General features: G+C 63.7%; 12 protein-coding genes. 7 read left to right on the top strand and 5 right to left on the bottom strand.

Annotated elements, in window-relative coordinates; translation table 11 throughout:
- Positions 1-63: 63 nt before the first annotated feature.
- From atpD to AB6809_RS19445, 3 genes are all read left to right on the top strand, one after another.
- Positions 64-1,458, top strand: a complete 1,395-nt coding sequence (gene atpD / locus AB6809_RS19455; protein WP_006050849.1) for a F0F1 ATP synthase subunit beta — start codon at positions 64-66, stop codon at positions 1,456-1,458.
- A 110-nt stretch (positions 1,459-1,568) separates the two neighbouring features.
- Positions 1,569-1,994, top strand: coding sequence for a F0F1 ATP synthase subunit epsilon (locus tag AB6809_RS19450; protein ID WP_006050850.1), 426 nt, complete (start codon positions 1,569-1,571; stop codon positions 1,992-1,994).
- Positions 1,995-2,245: 251 nt separating this feature from the next.
- The gene (locus AB6809_RS19445) at positions 2,246-3,976 is read left to right on the top strand and encodes an AMP-binding protein (RefSeq protein ID WP_371026992.1); all 1,731 of its coding nucleotides are present in this window, start codon (positions 2,246-2,248) and stop codon (positions 3,974-3,976) included.
- 923 nt (positions 3,977-4,899) lie between these two features.
- Here the strand turns inward: AB6809_RS19445 and AB6809_RS19440 are convergent.
- Positions 4,900-5,697: a transporter substrate-binding domain-containing protein gene (locus AB6809_RS19440; protein ID WP_371026991.1), complete on the bottom strand. Its 798-nt coding sequence runs from the start codon at positions 5,695-5,697 to the stop codon at positions 4,900-4,902.
- A 208-nt stretch (positions 5,698-5,905) separates the two neighbouring features.
- Here AB6809_RS19440 and hemE point away from each other — a divergent pair, with 208 nt between their 5' ends.
- Together hemE and AB6809_RS19430 are read left to right on the top strand one after the other, a co-directional pair.
- Positions 5,906-7,006: a uroporphyrinogen decarboxylase gene (gene hemE / locus AB6809_RS19435; protein ID WP_371026990.1), complete on the top strand. Its 1,101-nt coding sequence runs from the start codon at positions 5,906-5,908 to the stop codon at positions 7,004-7,006.
- Between the two features lie 475 nt (positions 7,007-7,481).
- Entirely contained in the window at positions 7,482-9,728 is a 2,247-nt protein-coding gene (locus AB6809_RS19430; protein ID WP_371026989.1) for a primosomal protein N', read from the top strand.
- Between the two features lie 322 nt (positions 9,729-10,050).
- Here the strand turns inward: AB6809_RS19430 and AB6809_RS19425 are convergent, their stop codons facing one another.
- Entirely contained in the window at positions 10,051-10,203 is a 153-nt protein-coding gene (locus AB6809_RS19425) for a hypothetical protein (protein WP_006050855.1), read from the bottom strand.
- 307 nt (positions 10,204-10,510) lie between these two features.
- Here AB6809_RS19425 and putA point away from each other — a divergent pair, with 307 nt between their 5' ends.
- Entirely contained in the window at positions 10,511-14,458 is a 3,948-nt protein-coding gene (putA, locus tag AB6809_RS19420) for a trifunctional transcriptional regulator/proline dehydrogenase/L-glutamate gamma-semialdehyde dehydrogenase (protein WP_371026988.1), read from the top strand.
- A 168-nt stretch (positions 14,459-14,626) separates the two neighbouring features.
- Positions 14,627-15,775: a branched-chain amino acid ABC transporter substrate-binding protein gene (locus AB6809_RS19415; protein ID WP_006050857.1), complete on the top strand. Its 1,149-nt coding sequence runs from the start codon at positions 14,627-14,629 to the stop codon at positions 15,773-15,775.
- Positions 15,776-15,857: 82 nt separating this feature from the next.
- On the opposite strand, the gene AB6809_RS19410 is transcribed toward AB6809_RS19415, so the two are convergent.
- The 3 genes from AB6809_RS19410 to AB6809_RS19400 form a co-directional block, all read right to left on the bottom strand.
- Entirely contained in the window at positions 15,858-17,576 is a 1,719-nt protein-coding gene (locus AB6809_RS19410) for a thiamine pyrophosphate-binding protein (RefSeq protein WP_371026987.1), read from the bottom strand.
- A 200-nt stretch (positions 17,577-17,776) separates the two neighbouring features.
- Positions 17,777-19,165, bottom strand: a complete 1,389-nt coding sequence (locus tag AB6809_RS19405; RefSeq protein ID WP_371026986.1) for an L-serine ammonia-lyase — start codon at positions 19,163-19,165, stop codon at positions 17,777-17,779.
- 29 nt (positions 19,166-19,194) lie between these two features.
- On the bottom strand, positions 19,195-20,325 hold the full coding sequence (locus AB6809_RS19400) for an alginate lyase family protein (RefSeq protein ID WP_053858897.1): 1,131 nt from the start codon (positions 20,323-20,325) through the stop codon (positions 19,195-19,197).
- Positions 20,326-20,333: the final 8 nt, after the last annotated feature.

Genomic DNA, 20,333 nt, shown 5'->3' with positions numbered 1-20,333 from the left:
GGGCGATCCCATCGAAACAGCGCCTTTGCGCGAGTGAAGAATTGAGTATCTAAAGGAAAAGCGATGAGTACTACTGCTTTGGTAGAAGGCAAGATCGTACAGTGCATCGGCGCCGTTATCGACGTGGAATTTCCGCGTACGGACATGCCGAAGATTTACGACGCGCTCATTCTCGAAGGTTCGGAACTGACCCTCGAAGTCCAGCAACAGCTGGGCGACGGCGTTGTCCGTACCATCTGTCTGGGTGCATCCGACGGTCTGCGCCGCGGCACGGTCGTGAAGAACACCGGCCATCCGATCAGCGTGCCGGTCGGCAAGCCGACGCTCGGCCGGATCATGGACGTGCTGGGTCGTCCGATCGACGAAGCCGGTCCGATCAACTCGGACGTGGTTCGCGGTATTCACCAGAAGGCTCCGGCGTTCGACGAACTGTCGCCGTCGACCGAACTGCTCGAAACCGGCATCAAGGTTATCGACCTGATCTGCCCGTTCGCGAAGGGCGGTAAGGTTGGCCTGTTCGGTGGCGCCGGCGTGGGCAAGACCGTGAACATGATGGAACTCATCAACAACATCGCCAAGGAACACGGTGGTTACTCCGTGTTCGCCGGTGTTGGCGAGCGTACCCGCGAAGGGAACGACTTCTATCATGAAATGAAGGACTCGAACGTTCTCGACAAGGTCGCGCTGGTGTACGGCCAGATGAACGAGCCGCCGGGCAACCGTCTGCGCGTCGCGCTGACCGGCCTGACGATGGCTGAGCACTTCCGTGACGAAGGCCTCGACGTGCTGTTCTTCGTCGACAACATCTACCGTTTCACGCTGGCCGGTACTGAAGTGTCGGCACTGCTCGGCCGTATGCCGTCGGCAGTGGGCTATCAGCCGACGCTGGCTGAAGAAATGGGCAAGCTGCAGGAGCGTATTACGTCGACCAAGACCGGCTCGATCACGTCGGTTCAGGCCGTGTACGTCCCTGCGGATGACTTGACCGACCCGTCGCCGGCTACGACTTTCGGCCACCTGGACGCAACGGTCGTGCTGTCGCGTGACATCGCTTCGCTGGGTATCTACCCGGCCGTGGACCCGCTCGATTCGACCTCGCGTCAGATCGACCCGAACGTGATCGGCGAAGAGCACTACTCGATCACGCGCGGCGTGCAGCAAACGCTGCAGCGCTACAAGGAATTGCGCGACATTATCGCGATTCTGGGCATGGACGAACTCGCGCCGGAAGACAAGCTCGCCGTGGCGCGCGCTCGTAAGATCCAGCGTTTCCTGTCGCAGCCGTTCCACGTCGCTGAAGTGTTCACGGGCTCGCCGGGCAAGTACGTTCCGCTGAAGGAAACGATCCGCGGCTTCAAGATGATCGTTGAAGGCGAGTGCGACCACCTGCCGGAACAAGCCTTCTACATGGTCGGCACGATCGACGAAGCCTTCGAAAAGGCCAAGAAGATCCAGTAAAGGTCGGGTGTAACGAAGCGGGCGCCGGAGTCCGCGCTTATTGGATGCTCTGGGCATCCCACACGCGAAGCCGGTGCCTCTCACTACGCTCAACCCAGGAGTCGACATTTATGGCAACTATCAAGGTAGACGTCGTCAGCGCGGAAGAGCAGATCTTCTCGGGCCAGGCGAAGTTCGTCGCGCTGCCGGGCGAAGCAGGTGAACTCGGCATTCTGCCGGGCCACACGCCGCTCATCACGCGGATTCGTCCGGGTGCGGTGCGCATCGAAGCTGAAAACGGCGAAGAAGAGTTTGTGTTCGTCGCCGGCGGCATTCTCGAAATCCAGCCGGGCGCTGTGACGGTTCTCGCCGACACAGCAATCCGCGGCAAGGATCTCGACGAAGCCAAGGCCGAAGACGCGCGCAAGCGCGCGGAAGAAGCACTGCAGAACACGGGCTCGAACCTCGAGTATGCAACCGCGCAAGCGGAACTGGCGTACGCGACGGCTCAGCTTGCTGCGATCCAGCGTCTGCGCAAACTGCGCGGTCAAGGCTAAGCAGCACGTTTGAGAAAAAGTAGAGAAAAAGCAGCCCGCGTGGCTGCTTTTTTTTTACATCGACTTGACGTTTACGGAAAGGTAATCGACATTATGTGTCCGTGACCGCCCGCGCCACTGCCGGCCACGAAGAGCCGTCGACACGAGCGGACCTGCTGCGGGTAAGACTTGATGCCGGACGACCGCGCGCCGGTGGCACAATCGGTTTCAAAATCATTTCAATAGGGCGAATTGCTCACGGAGACAGCACCATGGCAACGCAAGTGTCAGGCGAAGGCGCAATCATCCAGCCGAAAGACGGGCTCTCGTACGTCCGTGGATCGACAGACATTCCGTTGAGCGAAGCGACCATCGGCGAGTTTTTGCGCGAGACCGTCAGGCGCTTTCCGGACCGGCCCGCGGTGGTGTTTCGAGAGCAGCGAATTCGATGGACATGGAAGGAATTCGCCGACGAAGTGGACATATTGGCCGCCGGATTGCTCGCGTTGGGCATTGCGAAGGGCGATCGCGTCGGCATCTGGTCGCCGAATCGCGTCGAATGGCTGCTGACGCAGTTCGCGACGGCGCGCATCGGCGCGGTGCTCGTCAACATCAATCCGGCTTACCGGCTTTCCGAACTCGAATACGCGCTGAACAAGGTCGGCTGCAAGGCGATCGTCGCGGCGGAGCGCTTCAAGACGTCGATGTATCTGGAGATGCTGCAGCAACTCGCGCCCGAGCTTGCGACGCATGCGCCCGGCGATCTGCATGCGGCTCGATTGCCGGAACTGCGCTACGTCATCCGCATGTGCGACACCGAAACGCCGGGCATGCTCAGCTTCTCCGACTTGATCGAGCAGGGGCGTGCGACCCTCGACGTCGCTCGGCTCGATGCAATCGGCGAGACGCTGTCGTGCCACGAGGCGATCAACATCCAGTTCACCAGCGGCACGACCGGCAATCCGAAGGGCGCGACGCTCACGCATAGCAACGTGGTCAACAACGCGCGTTATATCGCGATGGCCATGAACCTGAGCGAGCAGGACGCGCTGTGCATCCCGGTGCCGCTCTATCACTGCTTTGGAATGGTGCTGGCCGTGCTGGCGTGCGTGTCGGTGGGCGCGAACATGGTATTTCCGGGCGAGGCTTTCGACCCGGCGGCGACGCTCGCGGCCGTCACCGAAGAGCAGTGCACGGCTTTGCACGGCGTGCCGACCATGTTCATCGCGGAACTCGATCATCCGGATTTTGCCTCGTATGACCTCTCGCGCTTGCGCGCAGGCATCATGGCGGGCTCGCCGTGCCCCATCGAGACGATGAAGAAGGTCGTCTCGCGGATGCATCTGAGCGAGATCACGATTGCTTATGGCATGACGGAGACGAGCCCTGTGTCGTTCCAGAGCTCGACCACCGATCCGCTCGACAAGCGCACGACCACCGTCGGCCGAATCCAGCCTCACCTGGAGGTGAAAATCATCGATCCGCTTGGCAACATCGTACCGGTCGGCGAAACGGGCGAGCTGTGCACGCGCGGCTATTCCGTGATGCAGGGCTACTGGGGCGACGAAGAAAAAACCCGCGAGAGCATCGTGGATGGCTGGATGCACACCGGCGACCTGGCGACGCTCGACGCCGAAGGCTATTGCAACATCGTTGGCCGTCTGAAGGACATGCTGATTCGCGGCGGCGAGAACGTCTATCCACGCGAGATCGAGGAATTCCTGTTCCGCCATCCGAAGATCCAGAGCGTGCAGGTATTCGGCGTGCCGGACGCTAAGTATGGCGAGGAAGTGTGCGCGTGGGTCGTGCTGCGTTCAGGCGAACAGGCGACGGCAGAGGAAATCCAGCAGTTCTGTCATGGCCAGATCGCGCATTACAAGGTGCCCAAGTACATTCGTTTCGTCGACGAACTGCCGATGACCGTGACCGGCAAGGTGCAGAAGTTCGTCATGCGCCAGCGCATGATCGACGAACTGAAGCTGGAGCAAGGGAAGACCGCCTGAACGGCGCGAACGGAAAGCCATTGCAAAAAAGGCCGCCCTCGGGCGGCCTTCTTTATCGCCGCAATCATGCTGCGCGGCGCGAACTTCACACATGGCCAAATCGTCGAAACAGCGCGAACTAGCAGGTAAAAGCTGCCATCTTGCACTGCGCAAACGTTTGGCGAGACGAAAAAAAAGCGGGCCTGGAGCCCGCTAAAAACCACACGCTACGGGGTTAGCGCGAGGAGACCAAAGTAGGAACCAACTGAGACGACGACCCTGCGTCGACTACGGCCCCAGCAGGGATGCCCCTTCACAGGGCTTCGGCCTAAGCCGACCGGCAAGTGCATCGTATCCGCTCACACCACGCACCCCGCCACATCCGTGTTGAAACCGTTGAGGGCATTGTGGGCGAATTAATCCAGGAGCGCCGTAACAAAGTGTTTCAGGTTGTAACGCCCGCCAGATAAGGCGTTGCGGGATTTATTGCGGAAACGAACTGTTAAAAAAGCAAGTTTTACCGATGACTACAGCGCAATTTAATACGCTTGTTTCATGCTATTCGTGAAGCGTGGCGCCGCATAAATCGTTAAGGCGATTCCGCATCAAATGGTTGCAGATTCATCTTTCCGATCATGAACCGCCGCTGTTACAACTCAATGGACGATGCCCAAAATTTTCGCAGCGACGCTTGCAACCATGAATGCGCCGCAGCAAAGGGAGTCGGCGTCAAAAGCGCACGAGGGTCTGTTCACCGGTCCAGCCAGGTTTCAGTCTCGTTCGACTCGCGCCAAGCTCACGCCGCCCGCGTTACATTAAGCCGCCCGGGTTTTGTGCAGGCATAACCACGCGGGCAGCCGTTGGAAACAGAAACTCGCGCGGCCGCGCGCCCTCCTCGAGCGCATCAAGAGCGCATCAAGAAACGCCACGGCCGCACCCTCACCTCACTTCAACCACTTATCCGACACGGCCTGATATTCGCCCGTAGCTCGCGCCAGGTGCAGCCATTGGTCGACGTACTGCTGGAAAGCCACGTCGCCGCGCGGCAACAGCCACGCCTTTTCGCCGTACTGGAACGGCTTGTCCGGATGCACCGAGCACAGGCCAGGATTGAGCTTTTGCTGTAACAGGGTCTCGGACGCGTCCGTCACCATCACATCGGCTTTGCCAGCGAGAATCTGCTTGAAGATCGTCACGTTGTCCGGATAGACGGTCATGTTCGCGTGCGAAAAGAACTGCTTTGCGAAACGTTCGTTCGTGCCGCCCGGATTCACGATCACGCGCGTTGCGGGCTGGTCGATCTGCGCCACGGTCTGATACTTGTTGACGTCGTCGCAACGGACAATCGGCGTTTTGCCGTCGACCATATAAGCCTGCGTGAAGAACGCGCGCTTTTGCCGCTCGAGCGTCGGCGAAACACCGCCCACGCCGATATCGCACTTGGCGACGAAGTCGTTCATCAGGTTCGACCACGAAGTCTTGACGTACTCCGCCTTGACGCCGAGCGACTTGGCAAGCGACTCCGTCATGTCGATGTCGATGCCTTCGAACTGGCCGTCCGTCTTATAGAACGAATACGGCTTGTAGTCGCCGGTCGTACAGGCCCGCAGCGTGCCGCGAGCGAGAATGTCATCAAGCCGCGAAGCTGTCGCGGGTGTGCCGGACGCTTGCGCCTGAACCGCGCCACCGTGGATTAGTACGCCCGCCACGACGCTGAGCAATGCGAGTGCAACCTTCTTCATTGAGTCTCCTTGGTTATGCGTTGTTATAAGGCTGTCGGATGATAGCCCGGCAATTTTGCCTTGAACATCGGCCGTTCGGCCAGGTTGTCGTAGGGCGACCTTCTGCCGAAAATGGCCTGAACTCGCGCACCGCAGTTATTGCCCGCATTGGACGGAATGCGGCGGCGTCGTCCGGTAAAATGCCCCTTTGCCCTCAGTCGCACGCAACGTGGCCCATAACCTCCTGAACGACACTTTCCTGCGCGCGCTGCTGCGCCAGCCCACCGACTACACGCCCGTCTGGTTGATGCGGCAGGCTGGCCGCTACCTGCCGGAATACAATGCCACGCGAGCTCGCGCAGGCAGCTTTCTCGGGCTCGCGAAAAACCCGGCCTTTGCAACGGAAGTCACGCTGCAGCCGCTCGAGCGCTATCCGCTCGACGCCGCGATTCTGTTCTCCGACATCCTGACGGTGCCGGACGCCATGGGCCTCGGCCTCGAGTTCGTCGCCGGCGAGGGGCCGACATTCGCGCGGCCGGTGCGCACCGAAGACGACGTCGCGCGCCTCGCCGTGCCGGACATCGACGCCACGTTGCGCTACGTGACCGACGCCGTGCGCGAGATTCGCCGTGCGCTGACGGACGCGCAAGGCCGTCAACGCGTGCCGCTCATCGGCTTTTCGGGCAGTCCGTGGACATTGGCGTGCTACATGGTCGAAGGCGGCGGCTCGGCCGACTTCCGCACCGTCAAGTCCATGCTCTACGCGCGCCCGGATCTGATGCACCGCATTCTCGAGATCAACGCCAGCTCGGTCGCGGCGTATCTGAACGCGCAGATTGAAGCCGGCGCGCAGGCCGTGATGATCTTCGACACGTGGGGCGGAGCGCTCGCGGACGGCGCCTATCAGCGCTTTTCGCTGCACTACATCCAGCAGGTCGTGAATCAGTTGAAGCGCGAGCATGACGGCGAGAAGGTGCCGGTCATCACGTTCACGAAGGGCGGCGGTCTCTGGCTCGACGAAATCGCCGAGACCGGTGTCGACGCGGTCGGCCTCGACTGGACGGTCAACCTGCGCAACGCGCGTGAGCGCGTCGGCGGCAAGGTGGCGTTGCAGGGCAATATCGACCCGTCAGTTTTGTTCGCGCCGCCTGCCGCCATCCGCATGGAAGCGCGGGCCGTGCTGGACAGCTTCGGCAATCATCCGGGGCATGTGTTCAACCTCGGCCACGGCATCTCGCAGTTCACGCCGCCGGAAAACGTCGCCGAACTCGTCGACGAAGTGCATCGCCACAGCCGCGCGATTCGCAGCGGTGCGCATGCACCCGGCTGACGTTGCAATTCCTACCGTTTTTTGCTGCGATGCAGCACGCTGGGCTCTGCAACTAAGGGAAAGTTCGCGGGTTGCGGGCCGTCAGCAGGCACTCTCGCAGTTGTCAAGACTTGACTTATACACATTGATCACGTTGCGGCGCGGTAGAAGCTTTAGTCGTGTCGGAACCCTTGCGCGTTGCCCGCTTATTTGATCTCAGCCTTGTCTGGCAAGGGTTTCGCGGCTTCCGCGAGAAATGTGCGGAATCCCACAGAAGGCCGCTGCGGCGCGGTTTGCGGGCCGTTGGAGCGAAGTTCTCAACAAAGTTATCCACAGGCGTGCAGGGTCGACAGCAATTGTTCAGCCGAATCCAAAACTTAGCGCCGAAATTGAAGTTTTACTTTAAGTTCGGGCGGGCAACTCATCGTCGGGCGATTCCCGACGCGGACGGCAGCGCCACGACGCGGCTCGCCGTCGCCAGAATCCACGCTGGCCGATGACTGCCGTGTTCGTTCGCGTCGCGCTGGATCACCCGCTGCCGACCCTATTCGACTACCGCTGGAACATGTCCACGGCGGCCGTGCCGGGCACGCTGGTGAGCGTGCCATTCGGCAAGCGAGACGTGGTGGGGCTCGTGTGCGAAGTGACCACCCACAGCGAGGTGCCCGCCGACCGTTTGCGCGCGGTGAACGGTGCCTGCACCGCATGTCCGCCGCTGTCGGCCGAATGGCTCCGGCTTGCTGCCTTTGCCGCCGACTACTACCAGCGCGGTCTTGGCGAGGTGGCGCTGCCGGCGTTGCCGCAGGCGCTGCGCGACGCGTCGCGCTGGTCGCGGCTGCTCGCGCCGGAAGAGCGCTACAGCCTGACGCCGCAAGGCCGCCTGGCCTTGCCCGACGCTTTGCCGGCGCGCGCCACCGCGCTGCGAAGCCTGGCGCAGGCGCTCGCCGCCAACGACTTTCTCTCTGCCGCCGACGCCCGCGCGCTGCACCCAAAAGCCCTCGCGACGCTCGCCGCATGGCAGGCCGAAGGCTGGGTTGCACTTGAGCTTGTCGATGCCGCCACAGTCCTGCCGGCCCTGACATCCACAGCCACGCCGCCCCCGACGCTCCCCACGCTCACCGACGAGCAGGCCGCCGCCGTCGAAGCGATTCGCGACGCGCGCGGTTTTGCCCCGCTCCTGCTGCACGGCGTGACCGGCAGCGGCAAGACAGAAGTCTATTTGCGCGCGCTCGCGGAAATTCTCGCCGTCAATGCGGACGCGCAAGCGCTCGTGCTCGTGCCGGAAATCAATCTGACGCCGCAATTCGAGGCGGCTTTCCGCGCCCGCTTCGCGGCGCTGGCCGACACGGCGATCGTCACTTTGCACAGCGGCCTTGCCGAAGGCGAGCGAGCGCGCAACTGGTTCGCGGCGCACACAGGCCGCGCGCGCATCGTGCTGGGCACGCGGCTCGCGGTGCTCGCGTCGCTGCCGCGGCTCGCCGTGATCGTCGTCGATGAGGAGCACGATCCCGCTTACAAGCAGCAGGAAGGGCTGCGCTATTCGGCGCGCGACCTCGCCATTTATCGCGCGAAGCAGCTTGGCTTGCCGGTCGTGCTCGGGTCGGCCACGCCGTCGCTGGAAAGCTGGTGGCAGGCCGATCAGGGACGCTACAAGCGGCTCACGTTATCGCGCCGCGCAGTCGCCGATGCGGTGCTGCCTACCGTGCGCCTGATCGATCTCGAAGAGGAACGCCGGCGCGGACGCGCTTCCGTCGAAGGATTGTCGGGTCCGCTGATCGCGGCGCTGAAAGCGCGGCTCGAGCGCGGCGAGCAAAGTCTCGTATTCCTGAACCGGCGCGGCTACGCGCCGCAGCTCGCGTGCGACGCCTGCGGCTGGGTCGCCGGTTGTCCACGCTGCAGCGCCTATGTCGTTTTGCATAAGCCCGAGCGCGCGCTGCGCTGCCACCACTGCGGCTGGGAGTCGCGCATTCCGCGCTCGTGCCCGGAATGCGGCAATGTCGACATCGAGCCGATGGGCCGCGGCACCCAACGCGTGGAGGAAACGCTGGCGAGCGCGGTGCCGGGCGCGCGCGTTCTGCGCATCGACGCCGACAGCACGCGCCGCAAAGGCAGCGCGCAAGCGCTTTTTTCCGATGTGCACGCCGGCGAGGTCGATATCCTCGTCGGCACGCAGATGATCGCGAAGGGGCACGACTTTCAGCGCGTGTCGCTGGTCGGCGTGCTGAACGCCGATACCGCGCTCTTTTCGCACGACTTCCGCGCGAGCGAACGCCTGTTCGCGCAACTGATGCAGGTCAGCGGCCGAGCCGGCCGCGCCGGCTTGCCCGGCGAGGTGCTGGTGCAGACGCGCTATCCGCGTCACGCGCTTTATCACGCGCTTGGGCGCCACGATTACGTCGGCTTCGCCAATTCGACGCTGGCCGAGCGGCGCGACGCGCACTTGCCGCCGTTCGTCTATCAGGCGCTGCTGCGCGCCGAGGGCCGCACGCTCGAAGCCGCGCTTGCCTTTCTCCAGCAGGCCGCCGCCGAACTCGCCGGGATTCCGGCGGCCGAGCGCGTGACCGTCTATGACGCGGTGCCGCTCACCATCGTCAAGGTGATGCACGTGCATCGCGCGCAGTTGCTTATCGAGAGCGCGTCGCGCGCCGCGTTGCAAGCGACGCTGCGCGCGTGGCAGCCGTTGCTGCGCGGTTTGAAGGGCGTGCTGCGCTGGAGCCTCGAAGTCGATCCGCTCGACATCTGAGCCCAAGGCGCGACGGACTCAACCGTCAGTGTCGACACCGGCTGCGCGCCGTGCGGGCGCGTGCTCGCACGGTATTCGAATAGCTCGCCGCGGGAGCCGGAGCAGAAGCGGCGACGCGCGTCGCGGTCCGCGTCCCCAATACCGCCGATGCCCGCGACGAAACCGGCGCGCCACGCGCCGCCAGTTGCCGGTATCGCGCGGAAGATCTGTAGTCGCTGGAACAAAGCATGGTGGCTCTCACGGTGTTCGCTTCTTCACGTTCGCCTTCCGGCTCCGGCCACTCACCGGCGCGTTGCGCTCGCGCCGCGCAGTGAGCGCTCGCTCAATCGTTCAACGCAGCCTGCGCGTCGCCGGCGGACGCACGTCCCTCAGCCGGCTCGCGCTTGCCCGACGCCCCCGTGGCGCCGCGAATAAACAGCACAGCGCAGGTTGCGCACATCGCCCAGATGCCCAATACGACCAGCCACTTTTCCATTTCGCTGTCCTTAACCCCGTGCCGTTGTTGTTGGTGCGCCATCGCGTCGCGCCCGCTATGACTTCTTTAACGGCGCGCCGTCCGGTTTGATAAGGGCTGATGCAAAAGAAATGACGCCAGGGAAAATACCGATCCTTACCGCGCTCGCCGGCTGCGGCGCCACCGCCCGCAAACCCGCGTCGAATAAGGGTTTCGCTCGGGTGCAACCAATCCGGCGCAGCGGTTGCACCTTTTTATTGAGAGGGGTACGATTCGGCCAACTTTTAGTCTTTCACCAGCATTTCGTCTGGTCTCCGAAGAAGGAAACATGGCTAGCACCACCCTTGGCGTCAAGGTCGACGACCTCCTGCGTTCCCGGCTGAGAGATGCCGCTACGCGCCTCGAACGCACTCCGCACTGGCTGATCAAGCAGGCGATCTTCGCGTACCTCGAAAAGATCGAACAAGGCCAATTGCCGCCGGAACTGTCGGGCGCGGCCGGTTCGGCCGAGATGGGCGACGGCGCCGCGGTCGAGCATGACGAAGACGGCGCCGCGCATCCGTTCCTGGAGTTCGCGCAGAACGTGCAGCCGCAATCGGTGTTGCGCGCGGCGATCACCGCGGCTTACCGTCGGCCGGAGCCGGAATGCGTGCCGTTCCTGCTCGGCCAGGCGCGTTTGCCGGCCAAGCTCGCCGGCGACGTGCAGGCGCTCGCCGGCAAGCTCGTCGAAACGCTGCGCGGCAAGAGCAAGGGTGGTGGCGTCGAAGGACTGATCCACGAATTCTCGCTGTCGAGCCAGGAAGGCGTCGCGCTGATGTGCCTCGCCGAAGCGCTGCTGCGCATTCCCGACCGCGCCACGCGCGACGCGCTGATTCGCGACAAGATCAGCAAGGGCGACTGGAAATCGCACGTCGGCCAGGCGCCGTCGATGTTCGTCAACGCCGCGACCTGGGGCTTGATGATTACCGGCAAGCTCGTGACGACCAACAGCGAGACGAGCTTGTCGTCGGCGCTCACGCGTCTGATCGGCAAGGGCGGCGAGCCGCTGATCCGCAAGGGCGTCGACATGGCGATGCGCCTGATGGGCGAGCAGTTCGTCACCGGCGAGAACATTTCCGAAGCCCTGGCGAACAGCCGCAAGTACGAAGCGCGAGGTTTCCGCTACTCGTACGACATGCTCGGCGAAGCGGCCACGACCGAGGCCGACGCGCAGCGCTACTACGCGTCGTACGAGCAGGCGATCCACGCGATCGGCAAGGCGGCGGGCGGCCGCGGCATCTACGAAGGTCCGGGCATCTCGATCAAGCTGTCGGCGCTGCATCCGCGTTACTCGCGCTCGCAGCAGGAACGCACGATGAGCGAGCTGCTGCCGCGCGTGCGCTCGCTCGCGATTCTCGCGCGCCGCTACGACATCGGCCTGAACATCGACGCGGAAGAAGCCGACCGTCTGGAGATCTCGCTCGATCTGCTCGAAGCGCTGTGCTTCGATCCCGAATTGGCCGGCTGGAACGGCATCGGCTTCGTGGTGCAGGCGTATCAGAAGCGCTGCCCGTTCGTGATCGAATACATTGTCGACCTCGCGCGCCGCAGCCGTCACCGGATCATGGTGCGCCTCGTGAAGGGCGCGTACTGGGACACCGAAATCAAGCGCGCACAAGTGGACGGCCTCGAAGGCTATCCGGTCTACACGCGCAAAATCTATACGGATGTGTCGTATCTCGCGTGCGCGAAGAAGCTGCTCGGCGCACCCGACGCGGTCTATCCGCAGTTCGCCACGCACAACGCGCACACGCTGTCGGCGATCTATCACCTCGCGGGCAACAACTACTATCCCGGCCAGTACGAGTTCCAGTGCCTGCACGGCATGGGCGAGCCGCTGTACGAGGAAGTGACGGGTCCGGTTTCGGCAGGCAAGCTGAATCGTCCGTGCCGCGTCTACGCGCCGGTCGGCACGCATGAAACGCTGCTCGCGTATCTTGTGCGCCGTCTGCTCGAGAACGGCGCGAACACGTCGTTCGTGAATCGTATCGCCGATGAAAACGTCGCGATTGATGACCTGATCGCCGATCCGGTCGAAGAGGCGTCGAAGATCGTCCCGCTCGGCGCGCCGCACGCGAAGATTCCGCTGCCGCGCAACCTGTATGGCACCGAGCGTCTCAATTCGATGGGCCTCGATCTGTCGAACGAGCATCGTCTGGCGTCGCTGTCTTCGGCGCTGCTGGCGAGCGCGAATCATCCGTGGCGCGCCGCGCCGATGCTCGCCGACGATCAGATCGCGTTGGGCAACGCACGCGATGTGCGCAATCCCGCGGATCATCGCGATCTCGTCGGCACGGTTGTCGAAGCGAGCGCCGAACACGTGAGCGCCGCATTGGCGCACGCGGTCGCCGCCGCGCCGATCTGGCAGGCGACGCCCGTCGAAGCGCGCGCCGATTGCCTCGCGCGCGCCGCCGATCTGCTCGAAGCGCAGATGCATACGCTGATGGGTCTCGTCGTGCGCGAAGCAGGCAAGTCGCTCGCGAACGCGGTGTCGGAGATTCGCGAAGCCATCGACTTCCTGCGCTACTACTCGACGCAAATCCGCAGCGAGTTTTCGAACGACACGCATCGTCCGCTCGGGCCGGTTGTCTGTATCAGCCCGTGGAATTTCCCGCTCGCGATTTTCATGGGCCAGGTCGCCGCCGCGCTCGCAGCCGGCAACACGGTGCTCGCGAAGCCCGCGGAGCAAACGCCGCTGATCGCCGCGCAAGCCGTGCGGATTCTGCGGGAAGCAGGCGTGCCTGCGGGCGCCGTCCAGCTTCTTCCGGGCGACGGCGAAACGGTCGGCGCTGCACTCGTCGCCGATGCGCGCACGCGTGCCGTGATGTTCACCGGCTCGACGGAAGTCGCGCGCCTCATCAACAAGACGCTGTCGAGCCGCCTCGATCCGGAAGGCAAGCCGATTCCGCTGATCGCCGAAACGGGCGGTCAGAACGCGATGATCGTCGATTCGTCGGCGCTCGCGGAACAGGTGGTGGCGGACGTCATGCAGTCGTCGTTCGATTCGGCCGGCCAACGTTGCTCCGCGCTGCGCGTGCTGTGCTTGCAGGACGACGTCGCGGACCGCACGCTCGAAATGCTGACGGGCGCCATGCGTGAGCTGACGGTCGGCAATCCGGACCGGCTGTCGACCGACGTCGGCCCTGTGATCGACGTGGAAGCGAAGCGCGGCATCGACGCGCACATCGCCGCGATGCGCGAAAAAGGCCGCAAGGTCGAACAACTACCGTTGCCGGAAAATTGCGCGCAAGGCACGTTCGTCCCGCCGACGCTGATCGAGCTCGACAGCATCGACGAATTGAAGCGCGAAGTGTTCGGCCCGGTGCTGCATGTGGTGCGTTATCGCCGCAGCCAACTCGACGCGCTGCTCGAACAGATCCGCGCAACCGGCTACGGCCTGACGCTCGGCATCCATACGCGAATCGACGAAACCATCGCGCATGTGATCGGCCGCGCGCATGTCGGCAACATTTACGTGAACCGCAACGTGATCGGCGCGGTGGTCGGCGTGCAGCCGTTCGGCGGCGAAGGTTTGTCGGGCACGGGTCCGAAGGCCGGCGGCGCGCTGTATTTGCAGCGTCTGCTCGCGAAGCGCCCCGCTGGTTTGCCGAACTCGCTCGCGCAGGCGCTCGTCGCCGATGTACCGCAACGCCCGGAAAACAGCGACAATCCGTCGGCCGCGCTGACTGCATTGACGGCGCTGCGCGACTGGCTGATCGCCGAACGCGAGCCGCAACTGGCCGCGCGCTGCGACGGTTATCTGTCGCATATGCCGGCCGGTGCAACGGCGGTGCTGACCGGACCGACCGGCGAGCGCAACACGTACACCCTCAGCGCACGCGGCACGGTGCTGTGCATCGCATCGACCGCAAGCGGCGCGCGCGTGCAGTTCGCGGCCGTGCTGGCTACGGGAAATCGTGCGCTGTTCGAAGGCGCCGCTGGTGAACAATTGGTCGCGCAACTGCCGGCGTCGCTGAAGTCTTATGCGAGCGTGCGCAAGAATGCCGACACGCCGTTCGACGCGGTCCTGTTCGAAGGCGATAGCGACGAACTGCTCACGCTCGTGAAGGAAGTGGCGAAGCGCCCGGGACCGATCGTATCGGTGCAAGGCGTCGCGTCGCGCGCGCTCGAAAACGGCGACGAAGACTACGCGCTCGAACGTCTGTTGACGGAGCGCTCGGTCAGCGTGAATACGGCAGCCGCTGGCGGTAATGCGAATTTGATGACGATCGGTTGAGCGAACCTCATCGATCGCGCAGGAAAACGCCGGGCCGCCCCAAGTTTTCTTGCACCCCCTCGGGGGGCCTGGTGCGAAGCGCCAGGATTTGGGGGCGGTCATCAAAACGGAAGCGGTAACGGCGATCCCGGAAACCGCTCCATCCACACCTGGTACCAAGGAGAAGATATGCAACACAAGATGAAACTGCTGGCAGGCGCAGCGCTGGTTGCGGCGATGTCGGTGGCGGGGACGGCCAACGCTCAATCGACGGAAGACGTGAAGGTCGGTTTCGCCGGCCCGATGACGGGCGCGCAGGCGCACTACGGCAAGGACTTCCAGAACGGCATCACGCTGGCGGTCGAAGACATGAACGCGACGAAGCCGGTGATCGGCGGCAAGCAGGTTCGCTTCGTGCTCGACGCCGCCGACGACCAGGCTGACCCGCGCACCGGCACGACCGTCGCGCAGAAGCTCGTGGACGACGGCATCAAGGGCATGCTCGGCCACTTCAACTCGGGCACGACGATCCCGGCATCGCGCATCTACGCGAACGCGGGCATCCCCGAAATCGCGATGGCGACGGCACCTGAGTACACGCAGCAAGGCTTCAAGACCACCTTCCGCATGATGACCTCGGACACGCAGCAAGGTTCGGTTGCCGGCGCGTTCGCGGTCAAGACGCTGGGCGTGAAGAAGATCGTGATCATCGACGACCGCACGGCCTACGGCCAGGGTCTCGCCGATCAGTTCGAGAAGGCGGCGAAGGCTGCGGGCGGCACGATCGTCGATCGCGAATTCACGAACGACAAGGCCGTGGACTTCAAGTCGATCCTGACCAAGGTGAAGTCGGTCAGCCCGGATCTGATCTATTACGGCGGCGCCGATTCGCAAGCAGCGCCGATGGTCAAGCAGATGAAGGCGCTCGGCATCAAGGCGCCGCTGATGGGCGGCGAAATGGTCCACACGCCGACGTTCATCAAGATCGCGGGCGACGCGGCGAACGGCACGGTGGCATCGCTCGCCGGCCTGCCGCTGGAAGAAATGCCGGGCGGCAAGGACTACGTCGCGAAGTACAAGAAGCGTTTCAACGAAGACGTGCAAACGTACTCGCCGTACGCATACGACGGCGCAATGGCGATGTTCGCCGCGATGAAGAAGGCGAATTCGACCGATCCGGCGAAGTACCTGCCGGTGCTGGCCCAGACGTCGATGCCGGCTGTGACGTCGTCGAACCTTTCGTACGATGCGAAGGGTGACCTGAAGAACGGCGGCATCACGCTGTACAAGGTTGTCGACGGCAAGTGGACGACGCTGCAAAGCGTGGGCGGCAAGTAAGCTACTTTTTGCAGCTTGCTGTGACGTTGTGAGAACCCCGCTTCGGCGGGGTTTTTTTATGGGTTACAGGCGGGGCCTTTCTCTATTCCCCCCGCAATTTCCTCCCCTGCTCGCGAATCTGCTCGAGCGTCGCGCCTGGCGTACTCGCTTCCTGCGGCATGCGAATCTCGATTACCGCCGCGCGCTTCGCTTCCAATGAACGCTGCAACGCCGGCAGAAAATCTTCGGTCCGCTCCACCGTCTCGCCGTGCGCGCCGAACGATCGCGCGAATGCCGCGAAGTCGGGATTCGTGAGCCCGGTGCCATGCACGCGGTTCGGATAATGCCGTTCCTGATGCATGCGGATCGTGCCGAAGTGCCCGTTGTTCACGACAATGAACAGCACATGCAAGTCGTATTGCATCGCCGTCGCGAGTTCCTGCGCGGCCATCATGAAGCAGCCGTCGCCGGCCAGCGCGACGACCGCGCGTTGCGGATAGAGCGACTTCGCCGCGATTGCGGCGGGCACGCCGTAGCCCATCGCGCCGCTCGTCGGTGCAAGTTGCGAGCGGTAGTGCCGATACGAAAAGTGCCGATGCAGCCACGTCGCGTAATTGCCTGCGCCGTTGGTCAGGATCGCGTCGTCAGGAAGATGCGCGCGCAACTGTTGAATGACTTCGCCCATCTGCACGTCGCCGGGAATCGGGCGAGGCTTGCGCCACTCCAGATACGCGCGATGCGCTTCCTCCGCCGCGCCGCTCCATGCGAGTGTTTCGGCCGACGGCTTCAAGGCCGCCAGCGCCGCCGTCAGCTCCGGCATGCCGGAGACGATCGGCAGATCGGCCGCATAAACGCGTCCCAACTCTTCCGCGCCCTGGTGGACGTGAACCAGCGTCGGCTTCGTCTTCGGAATGTCGAGCAGCGTATAGCCGGTCGTCGTCGCCTCGCCGAGTCGCGGCCCGAGCACGAGCAGCAGATCGGCATCGCGGATACGCTGCGCGAGTGCCGGATTGATGCCGAGCCCGACATCGCCGGCATAGTTCGGATGCTCGTTATCGAGCGTGTCCTGGAAGCGGAACGCGAGGCCAACCGGCAATTGCCAGTTCTCGACGAAGCGTTGCAGGTCCGCGCATGCGCCGGGCGTCCAGCCGCTGCCGCCCGCAATCACCATTGGCCGTTGCGCGCGCTCTAGCAACTCGCGCAACCTGTCGATCTGTGCCGCCGACGGCGACGCCGCCACTCGCTGATAAGCCGGCGCGCTAGGCACGGCGTCGCACGCATCGCTCAGCACGTCTTCGGGCAAGGACAGCACGACAGGTCCGGGCCGCCCGGACGTCGCCGTGTGAAACGCGTGACTCAGATACTCGGGAATGCGCTTCGGATCGTCGATCTGCGCAACCCATTTCGCCATCTGACCGAACATGCGCCGATAGTCGATCTCCTGAAACGCTTCGCGGTCGAGATGCGCGCGCGCGCATTGGCCGATCAGCAGAATCATCGGCGTGGAGTCCTGAAACGCGGTGTGTACGCCGATGGACGCATGCGTCGCGCCGGGTCCCCGCGTGACGAGCGCGACGCCTGGCCGGCCGGTCAGCTTGCCGACCGCTTCGGCCATGTTTGCGGCCGCCGCTTCATGGCGGCAGACAATCGTCTGAATGCGCGTGGTCTCGTCGTGCAGTGAGTCGAGCACCGCGAGAAAGCTCTCGCCGGGCACACAGAAAACACGCTCGACACCGTGCGTGAGCAACGCATCGACGACGAGGCGCGCGCCGGTCGTTCGAGCGGCGGCAGAATCGGAAACGGGAGCATTCGGCAGCGACATTGCGATGGGGCCTCCAGGCAGTGAGTGCGGTGAGTGCAGTGAGTGCAAGTGAGCCCCGACAGCTTACGCCGACAGCGCGTGCAGTGTCACGGCGCAGCGCAACGCATGCTCACGCGCCACACATGGCCTCGCGAATGCGCAAACAAAAACGCGGGCCGAAGAGCCCGCGTTTCGATACGCCGCGATCATCGAATCGCCCATCAACACTCGACGATATTCACCGCCAAACCGCCGCGCGAGGTTTCCTTGTACTTCGTCTTCATATCCGCGCCGGTCTCGCGCATGGTCTTGATGACCGAATCGAGCGACACGTAGTGACTGCCGTCGCCGCGCAACGCCATGCGCGCCGCGTTGACCGCTTTCACCGATGCCATTGCATTGCGCTCGATGCACGGAATCTGCACCATGCCGCCGACCGGATCGCACGTGAGCCCGAGGTTGTGCTCCATGCCGATCTCCGCCGCGTTTTCGACCTGCCTCGGCGTGCCGCCCATTACCGCAGCGAGCGCGCCCGCGGCCATCGAGCACGCGACGCCCACTTCGCCCTGGCACCCCACTTCGGCGCCGGAAATGGACGCGTTCAGCTTGTACAGAATGCCGATAGCCGCAGCCGTCATCAGGAAGTCGATCACGCCCTGCTCGTTGGAGCCGGGCATGAAGCGTGTGTAGTAATGCAGCACGGCCGGGATGATGCCGGCCGCGCCGTTGGTCGGCGCGGTGACGACTCGCCCGCCCGCGGCGTTTTCCTCGTTGACGGCGATCGCATACAGGTTGATCCAGTCGACCATCGAAAGCGGATCGCGCAACGCCAGCTCAGGGTTGCCCGACAGCGCACGATACAACTGCGGTGCGCGGCGCTTCACCTGGAACGGGCCCGGCAGATTGCCGTCCGCGTCGGGATTGTTGATGCCGCAACCACGCGACACGCACGACTGCATCACGTCCCAGATTTTCAGCAGGCCCGCGCGCGTTTCTTCTTCGGTATGCCAGACGCGCTCGTTGTCCCACATCAATTGCGCAATGCTTTTACCGGTCGATTCGCACAGCGCGAGCAACTCGTTGCCGCTGCGAAACGAGTGCGGCAATTGATCGACGGCAGCCAGCACTTTCGTGTTCGGCGCGCCGGCCGTCACAACGAATCCGCCGCCTACCGACAGATACGTCGATTCGCGCAACGTCTCGCCGTTCGCGTCGAACGCGCGCAGCTTGAGTCCGTTCGGATGTTCGGCCAGCGCCTGGCGATAAAACGAAATGTGGTCCTTCTGAAGGAACGGGATTTCATGCTTGCCGAGCAATGCCAGCTTGCGCGTGCTGCGCACGGCTTCGAGCCGCTCTGCAATCGTGTCGGGATTCACTGTGTCGGGCGCGTCGCCCATCAGACCGAGCATCACGCCGCGATCCGTGCCGTGACCTTTGCCCGTCGCGCCGAGCGAGCCGTACAGATCGACCTTCACCGAGGCCGTGTTCGCAAGGAGCCCGTCGCGTTCGAGCCCTTGCGCGAACATCAGCGCCGCGCGCATCGGCCCGACCGTATGCGAGCTCGACGGACCGATGCCGATTTTGAAGAGATCGAACACACTGACTGCCATTGACTGCTCCCTGCTGATGAAATGTTGGTTTAGCGCGCCGGCATCGGCAAACACACGGCAAGCCATGCGGGCGGCGTTGCTGCAAGCTGCAGCGCGATCGGCGTATAGCGTCCGTCGAGACGCGCCGCCAGATGAAAGAGCTCCGTCGCGTTCTTCGGGTCCCATTGACCCGAGTAGCCGGGCAAGCCGGCTTCGCGACGTTTGGCGTCGAAGGCGACGCTCGAATGCACGAATTCCTCATGCGTTTTGCTGCCGGCCGCATACGGCGCGAGCCAGTTGAGCGCAGCCTGCAGCGACGCGCCGTTCGCGCCCTTCTCCGGCAGCCAGTTGCGGTTGTGGCGGCGCGCCGCAACGGCGGCCGTGACCAGCGGCTGCAGATCGTAAGTGACGTAGTGCAGCGCATCACGTTCGGCGAAATCGACGGTCGAGCCATCCGGCTCGATGTTGTCGCCGACATGCTCGACAAAGAGACGCTGCGCCGCGTTGATCATCTTGCGGTTGTCGAGCGTGAAGGCGGCCATTGCAATCAGTTTGATCCGGTGGCTTTGCCAGTTGTTCCGGTAATTGCCTTTCAATGGACGCGGCTGCTCGTCGATCTGCGCGATATAGCCGTTCGCGAGCTTCGTCAGAAACGCCATCGACGCATTGCGCGTTTTCACGGGCAGCGCGCTCGCGGTCATGTCGTACGCGAGAATCAGCCCTTCGAAATGCGTTTCGTCGATGGGATTGAAGCTCGGCTGATAAGTCGTGACCCACGCGTACAGCAAGCGATCGACGAGCTTGAGATAGCGGTCGTCGCTCGTTGCGCGCCACGCGAGCGCGGCGTCGCGCAGCAAGTCCAGATCTTTCTCCGCCTCGACGCTCTGATCGTAAATGCCCTCGTGCGGCAGCGTGCCTTCGGTGTGCAGCTTGGCCTGCGCGTGCGGCCGGTCGTTCAGATGCGCCTGCACATTGCTCACCAACGCCTTCACGCCGGGATCGGCGTTCGTGCGCTCGCTGGTTTGCCACGCGGGCGCCGCGCAAAAATTCATTGCGGCGTGCGCGTGCCGCAGCGGCAGCAACGCGGCGGCGCCGGCGAACAGCATGGCGCCCGCTTGCCGCCGCATATGGATGCGCGTCGCTTTGGCCAGGCTTTGCATCAATCGCACCTTTCGCACCATGCGAAACT

This window comes from Paraburkholderia sp. RCC_158 (genome assembly GCF_041355255.1).
Classification (GTDB): Bacteria; Pseudomonadota; Gammaproteobacteria; order Burkholderiales; family Burkholderiaceae; genus Paraburkholderia; species Paraburkholderia graminis.
Note: the sequence above shows the minus strand (reverse complement) of the source record. Positions and strands in the feature narration are given on the sequence as shown.

Excerpts from the sequence above, each read along its gene's own strand:
- AB6809_RS19405 (WP_371026986.1), bottom strand. The coding sequence starts at position 19,165 with ATGGCAGTCAGTGTGTTCGATCTCTTCAAAATCGGCATCGGTCCGTCG.
- AB6809_RS19430 (WP_371026989.1), top strand. The coding sequence starts at position 7,482 with ATGACTGCCGTGTTCGTTCGCGTCGCGCTGGATCACCCGCTGCCGACC.
- AB6809_RS19425 (WP_006050855.1), bottom strand. The coding sequence starts at position 10,203 with ATGGAAAAGTGGCTGGTCGTATTGGGCATCTGGGCGATGTGCGCAACC.
- AB6809_RS19410 (WP_371026987.1), bottom strand. The coding sequence starts at position 17,576 with ATGTCGCTGCCGAATGCTCCCGTTTCCGATTCTGCCGCCGCTCGAACG.
- AB6809_RS19450 (WP_006050850.1), top strand. The coding sequence starts at position 1,569 with ATGGCAACTATCAAGGTAGACGTCGTCAGCGCGGAAGAGCAGATCTTC.
- AB6809_RS19400 (WP_053858897.1), bottom strand. The coding sequence starts at position 20,325 with ATGGTGCGAAAGGTGCGATTGATGCAAAGCCTGGCCAAAGCGACGCGC.
- AB6809_RS19445 (WP_371026992.1), top strand. The coding sequence starts at position 2,246 with ATGGCAACGCAAGTGTCAGGCGAAGGCGCAATCATCCAGCCGAAAGAC.
- AB6809_RS19440 (WP_371026991.1), bottom strand. The coding sequence starts at position 5,697 with ATGAAGAAGGTTGCACTCGCATTGCTCAGCGTCGTGGCGGGCGTACTA.
- AB6809_RS19415 (WP_006050857.1), top strand. The coding sequence starts at position 14,627 with ATGCAACACAAGATGAAACTGCTGGCAGGCGCAGCGCTGGTTGCGGCG.
- putA (WP_371026988.1), top strand. The coding sequence starts at position 10,511 with ATGGCTAGCACCACCCTTGGCGTCAAGGTCGACGACCTCCTGCGTTCC.
- atpD (WP_006050849.1), top strand. The coding sequence starts at position 64 with ATGAGTACTACTGCTTTGGTAGAAGGCAAGATCGTACAGTGCATCGGC.